General features: G+C 54.0%; 3 protein-coding genes and 1 pseudogene. 2 read left to right on the top strand and 2 right to left on the bottom strand.

Annotated features, from left to right (window positions below):
- Positions 1-132: 132 nt before the first annotated feature.
- Positions 133-315, top strand: a pseudogene (locus NNN71_RS25330) (hypothetical protein); the annotation flags it as partial.
- Positions 316-580: 265 nt separating this feature from the next.
- On the opposite strand, the gene NNN71_RS25325 reads toward NNN71_RS25330, so the two are convergent.
- Positions 581-790, bottom strand: a complete 210-nt coding sequence (locus NNN71_RS25325; protein ID WP_410734171.1) for a hypothetical protein — start codon at positions 788-790, stop codon at positions 581-583.
- On the bottom strand, positions 787-1857 hold the full coding sequence (locus NNN71_RS23415; protein ID WP_267453903.1) for a LacI family DNA-binding transcriptional regulator: 1071 nt from the start codon (positions 1855-1857) through the stop codon (positions 787-789). The genes NNN71_RS25325 and NNN71_RS23415 overlap by 4 nt, the downstream gene beginning before the upstream one ends.
- Positions 1858-2061: 204 nt before the next feature.
- Here NNN71_RS23415 and NNN71_RS23410 point away from each other — a divergent pair, with 204 nt between their 5' ends.
- Entirely contained in the window at positions 2062-5169 is a 3108-nt protein-coding gene (locus NNN71_RS23410; RefSeq protein WP_267453904.1) for a beta-galactosidase, read from the top strand.
- Positions 5170-5281: the final 112 nt, after the last annotated feature.

Genomic DNA, 5281 nt, shown 5'->3' with positions numbered 1-5281 from the left:
GTAACAATTATTTAGTAGTCAGGTTTTTATTTTTACAATCGAATAACGAATCCTTTGCCACACTAATATCATTCCCCCACAACTGACAACTTGACTGTAACGAATTTACCCATTAACACGATTAAAGGTATGATGATGAAAAAACTGCTTATTTCCGCACTGACTCTTGCAGCTATCATGGCAGCTCCAGCACACGCCATTAGTGAAAAATACCGTGCGCAGTTGGAACGCTCAGGTTGTACCCAAGTCACCGACGGCAACGGATGTGACATTCACAAAACCAAAGCGCAGAACGCTGCTGCGGCTAAACCAGCGCTGACGGCAAAACAGCAGTACAGCCAGATTACTGGCGAAGCAGAAAGCATCCTGAATATGAAAAGCAATGTAGCCAAAGATTATCTGGTTAAAAAAGGCTGGAATCATCAGTCAAACGGTGACTGGAGCAAAGCCGGCCACCAGTTGCGTATTGTAGAAGAAAATGGCGTAGTGAGAAACGCGCAGATCGTTAAATAAAACAAACATTCCGCAAGAGTTTAGCCAGTCGAGCCTGTCAGTTGTTTAACTGGCAGGCTTCTGGATATCACCATCCTTCCTGGGAGCTATATACAGATTGATAGCGCGCGCCGCTATTCATGCGACTAATTGTGTAAGTCATTATGAGCCTTAACCGGAAATATTTATCCATGTCCATCTGGACGCCCTGATGACCGGAATTGGTTTTCTGTATTGGGTCCATGCTCAGCACACGAATTGTATTGGTAATACCAGCCGGAGAAATACGACATCTCACAGTTTATTTACCAGCGTTTTTAGCTGACTGATTAACTGTGCTTTCTCATTCCCCGTGTCCTCCACAACCGGCCAGGTTGACTGACGGACAACCAGATGCGTCGGCAGCAGCTCGCGAACTAGTAGCTGCGGCGCTGCCATTTGCTTCATTAATAGCTCAACGGCCCGCTTACCCAGTTTGTTGAAATCCTGTGCCACAGTAGTCAGTGGCGGCTGAAAATAGAGGCTATCCGCCGTATCATCATAGCCTGTGACCGATACCGCCCGGCTACCGTTGCGATTGAGTTGCGCCAGCGCGCTCAGCACCCCCAGGGCCATTTGATCATTGGCCACCACGATAGCGCTAATCCGCGGATGCTTATGGAGCAGTTCGAAAGCCTTATGCCATCCGCTGGCGGCACTCCAATCACCAAAAACCGTGACCGCATTACTGATACCGTGACGGTGCAGCGCCTCGCGCCAGCTGCTCAGGCGCATCCGTGCCGATACTGAGCTTTCCGGCCCGGCAATTAGGCCAAAATGTCGATGACCCTGTTCCCACAGATGTGTTATGCAGGCCCCACAGCCATCCCGATGATCGAAGCGTACGCAACTAACATCGGCATCCGGAGAAATATCTAAAAATAGACAGCAGATATCAGGGTTTTCGGCCACCAGCTTTTCCGCACAACTGCCCTCTAGCGGCAGATTGATAATCGCGCCTCGAATATTCTGCGCACGGAATTCATTGAGCCTCGCTTGCAGCGAGGAGTATTCCGTCGTTACCGGCATTGCGATAGCAACCTCCAACTGGTGCGCACTGGCATAATTTTTTATCGATGCAGCAATTTGCGAAGGAGCATGCAGCGTCAGCGACGCGGTAATCAACCCAATTGATGGCGACGATTTGCCCGCCAGCAGCTGCGCGGATCGGTTAGGCACATAGTGCAACCCCTGCATCGCGCGGATCACTTTATCGCGGGTGCGTTCTGCCACAAGCTCGGGTTTATTCAGCACTCGTGACACGGTTTGCTCTGATACACCCGCCTCACGCGCTACGTCTTCCAGTGTTGCCATATGGCGCTGCATAGCTTTCTCCATTCACTTTTCGACAACAATGTCGATCGCTAACATTATATGTCGAACAGACGACAAAAAGTCGTCATTTTAGCGGCATTTCGTGATCATCAGTCGATTTCATTATCAGATTAATTGTGGGCATTAACGAAATATCTGATAACTCCCCCATCTTGTCTAGCGAACGACATTTTCATTTATCAAATAGGTATGCTTATGCCGAATTACGATACCAGGCCCGCTTTAAGACTGCAGTTTCACGACATACTTGCCCGTGAAGACTGGCAGAATCAGACCATCACGCACCTGAACCGACTACCGGCGAATCCTGGCTTTGTTAGCTGGCGCGATCTGCATGCCGCACAGGAAAACCGGCCTTCCACACACCGGCGGCGGCTGGACGGTCAGTGGCAGTTTTCTTATGCTCACAGCCCATTTGCGGTAGATGCTCGCTGGCTGGAGGGCGATCTGCCAGACAGCCGCACAACACCGGTGCCATCAAACTGGCAAATGGAGGGCTACGACGCCCCCATCTACTCCAACGTGCGCTACCCTATCGACACCACGCCACCTCGGGTGCCAGAAGATAACCCAACTGGCTGCTACTCGCTGACGTTCAGCATCGGGGAAGACTGGCGCAACGATGGGCAGACACAAATTATCTTCGACGGTGTGAGCTCGGCATTCCATCTGTGGTGCAACGGTGAATGGATTGGCTATTCGCAGGACAGTCGTCTGCCCGCGGCCTTTGATCTTAGCGCTTCTCTCCACGCCGGTGAAAACCGTATCTGCGTGATGGTGATGCGCTGGAGCGCGGGTACCTGGCTTGAGGATCAGGACATGTGGAGGATGAGCGGGATCTTCCGTTCCGTCTGGCTACTTAATAAACCGACACTCCACCTGTGCGATGTGCAGCTCACGCCGCAGGTCGATGCGCAGTATCGCAACGGCGAGATGTTGGTTAACGTCACTGTCACTGCTCCGGAACCACAGCTTGAGGCACTGAGAGTACGCGTTGAGCTGTGGAACGGCATACAGCAGGTCGCCAGCCAGCAGCAGCAACCGGGTACCACAGCCATTGATGAACGCGGCAACTATGCCGAGCGCGTCACCATGCAGTTGCCGGTGGAACGCCCGTTATTGTGGAGCGCAGAAACGCCGAACTGCTACCGCGCGGTGGTCTCTTTGTGGCAGGGCGATACGTTGCTCGAGGCCGAAGCCTGGGATATCGGCTTCCGGCGGGTTGAAATTGACAATGGCTTACTGAAGCTGAACGGTAAACCACTGCTGATCCGTGGTGTCAATCGTCACGAACATCATCACCAGCGTGGTCAGGTCGTTAGTGAAGCGGATATGGTGCAGGATATTCTGCTGATGAAGCAGAACAACTTCAACGCTGTACGCTGTTCTCACTACCCGAACGCGCCGCGCTGGTATGAACTCTGCAACCGTTACGGCCTGTACGTAGTCGATGAAGCTAATATAGAGACCCACGGTATGGTGCCAATGAATCGGCTCTCCGACGATCCGGCCTGGCTACCGGCCTGGAGCGCGCGCGTGACCCGCATGGTGCAAAATAACCGCAACCACCCGTCAATTATTATCTGGTCCCTCGGAAATGAATCCGGCGGTGGTGGTAATCACGAAGCGATGTACCACTGGCTCAAGCGCAACGATCCCTCCCGCCCGGTGCAGTATGAAGGCGGCGGCGCCGACACCAGCACCACCGATATCATCTGTCCGATGTACGCCCGCGTGGACAGCGATCAACTAATTCCATCAGTGCCAAAATGGGGAATTAAAAAGTGGATCAGCCTGCCAGGTGAGCAACGTCCGCTAATCCTCTGCGAATACGCCCACGCGATGGGCAACAGCTTGGGCAACTTCGCCGATTACTGGCAGGCATTTCGGGATTACCCGCGCCTGCAGGGAGGGTTTATCTGGGACTGGGCCGATCAGGCCATCACAAAGACCTTTGAAGACGGCAGCACCGGCTGGGCCTATGGCGGCGACTTTGGCGATAAACCTAATGACCGCCAGTTCTGCATGAACGGGTTGGTCTTCCCCGACCGTCGCCCCCACCCTTCGTTAATTGAAGCCAAGCATGCCCAGCAGTTCTTCCAGTTTGCCCTACTGGCACAACATCCACTGCGCGTACGCGTCAGCAGCGAATACCTGTTCCGCTGTACGGACAATGAAGAGCTGCGCTGGCAGGTGCAAACCGCTGGCGAGACGGTAGCCAACGGCGTTGTCGCACTGGAAATCGGACCGGAGGATCACATTGAGCTGACGCTGGCCAACCCGTTAATACTGCCTACCGGGGCTGAAGCGATATGGCTGACGCTGGAGGTAGTCCAGCCGCAGTCCACCGCATGGTCCGACGCAGAGCATCGCGTCGCCTGGCAGCAGTTCGCCCTCACTTCCCCTCTGGTGCTGCGGCCACAGGTCGTGGCGGGTACAGCACCAGAGCTTACGGAAAGTATCGATGAATGGACTATACGACACGGGTCACAGCAGTGGATCGTTAATCGCCACAATGGTCAGCTGACACACTGGCAAGTTGACGGCGTGGAACAGTTGCTGACGCCACTGCACGACCAGTTCGTTCGCGCACCGTTGGACAATGACATTGGGGTGAGCGAAGTCGAACGCATCGATCCCAACGCCTGGGTTGAACGCTGGAAAAGTGCAGGTCTGTATACACTCACCACCCGCTGCGTTCAGTGCGAGGCGCAGCATCTACCCCATGAGGTGCTGATTGATAGTCGCTGGCACTACCTTCGCGGTGACGAAGTGGTGATCGCCAGCCACTGGCGGATGACATTTGATTCGCAGGGTAAACTGCATCTGGTGGTTGACGGTAAACGCGCGAGCACTCTGCCGCCACTGCCGCGCGTTGGGCTTCGTTTCCAGACGCAGGATCAGCATAAACCAGTGTCGTGGCTGGGATTAGGTCCACATGAAAACTACCCGGATCGCCGCGCCAGCGCCTGTTTCTCCCGCTGGGTTCGCCCGCTTGACGAGATGAGTACGCCCTATATTTTCCCGACAGAGAACGGCCTGCGCTGTGACAGTAAAGCGCTCGACTGGGGGCGCTGGCACGTAGAGGGACACTTCCATTTCTCGGTTCAGCCCTACAGTACCGAGCAGTTAATGAAGACCGACCACTGGCACTGGATGCAGCCAGAGAAAGGCGTCTGGATAGCCCTCGATCACCAGCATATGGGCATCGGCGGGGATGACTCCTGGACTCCAAGCGTACTGCGGCAATGGTTGCTGCTTGATACGCAATGGCATTATCAGTTAACGATCCATTTCCAATAATAACCGGGAGGGGCTCACCCTCTCAACTTTCAGGCATAACAGGATGGAACAGTCACCATGAAATTCTCTGAACTCGCCCCACGAGAACGGCATAATTTTATCTACTTTCTGT

The organism is Kluyvera sp. Awk 3 (assembly GCF_028069715.1).
Classification (GTDB): Bacteria; Pseudomonadota; Gammaproteobacteria; order Enterobacterales; family Enterobacteriaceae; genus Kluyvera; species Kluyvera georgiana_A.
This window is presented reverse-complemented; position numbering and strand designations above follow the sequence as displayed.

Excerpts from the sequence above, each read along its gene's own strand:
- NNN71_RS23415 (WP_267453903.1), bottom strand. The coding sequence starts at position 1,857 with ATGCAGCGCCATATGGCAACACTGGAAGACGTAGCGCGTGAGGCGGGT.
- NNN71_RS23410 (WP_267453904.1), top strand. The coding sequence starts at position 2,062 with ATGCCGAATTACGATACCAGGCCCGCTTTAAGACTGCAGTTTCACGAC.